This is a genomic window from Mesorhizobium sp. P2_D1 (genome assembly GCF_056404455.1).
Genome location: NZ_JBFUDZ010000135.1, coordinates 1 through 1,178 on the forward strand (window position 1 = coordinate 1; position 1,178 = coordinate 1,178).

The 1,178-nt window shown below is 57.5% G+C and carries 1 protein-coding gene; it reads left to right on the forward strand.

The features are described 5' to 3' along the window. Positions 1–271: 271 nt before the first annotated feature. Positions 272–1,178, forward strand: a 907-nt coding sequence (locus tag AC1D0I_RS32545) for a YihY/virulence factor BrkB family protein (protein WP_477400176.1), incomplete at its 3' end; no start/stop codon positions are given.

The following is a 1,178-nucleotide window of genomic DNA, read 5'->3' on the forward strand; positions in this document are numbered from 1 at the left end:
GCGTTCGTGGAGTTTATGGAGGCGGTGTGCGATTATGTCGGGCGCTCTGAGGGGAGCGGCGATCCACCCACCTGAGCGCTCACGCTTCGAGCAGGATGTGGTCAGTAACGGAAATCGAGGGAGTGCTGAGCAGTTCTGACCTCAGCCTCTCGGCAGGTTGTCCACAAAGTGTTCCGCTCCAATTCCTGAACCCTCGGGCGCGCCCAATCGGAACATCGAAAGTTCCGGCGCATTGCTACTGGACGCCATTGCAAATGCCTACGGACACAAAATGCGACCCTCGATCACAAATGTATGGGCCTTGGTGAGAGAAAGCGTAGTCGGCTTCGTCAACGACAATGCCCTTAGCCATGGGGCGGCAATGGCTTTTTACGCCGCCACCTCCCTGGCCCCAATTTTGCTAATTGTGGTCGCTATTGCAGGCCTCGTTTTCGGTCAGGATGCGGCTCAATTGGCTTTGTCCGCGCAAATCTCGGGGCTGATGGGGCCAGAAAGCGCAGATCTTCTTCAGACCGCGCTGGAGAGCGCCTCGAGCAGATTATCCGGAACCTGGGCCGCGGTGATCGGAATTGTGACGTTGTTGGTGGCCGCATCGGGCGTCTTTGGCGAAATGCAGCAATCGCTAAATTCGATTTGGAAGGTCGAACCTCAGGGAAGTTCGTTGTCGCGTCTAGTCCGGGCCCGTGCAGCAAGTCTGGGTTTGGTCGCTGCGCTGGGTTTCATGTTGCTCGTGTCGCTCGTTGCGAGCGCAGCGATCGCGGCACTGGGAACCATCATCAACGCTCACCTGCCGTTTGGCACGATCGTCCTCGGCATGATCAACGCGGTCGTCTCGTTTGTCCTGATCTCGTTGATGTTCGCGGCAATCTACAAAGTTTTGCCAGATCGAACCCTCGAATGGCGCGACGTAGGGATTGGTGCTGTGGCGACCGCTGCCCTATTCACCCTCGGAAAATCGCTTATCGGCTGGTATATCGGCAGTAGTGCGATCGCATCCTCGTATGGGGCCGCCGGTGGACTGCTCGTCATACTCCTGTGGGTGTACTACTCATCGGAGATATTTCTTCTCGGCGCCGAATTCACTCGCGCCTATTCCGTTCGACACGGCAGCAGGTCCGATCTGGACGCGCTGGTTCACAGTGCTTCGCCCGCAAGAGACGTCCCATTTCGTGCAAAGA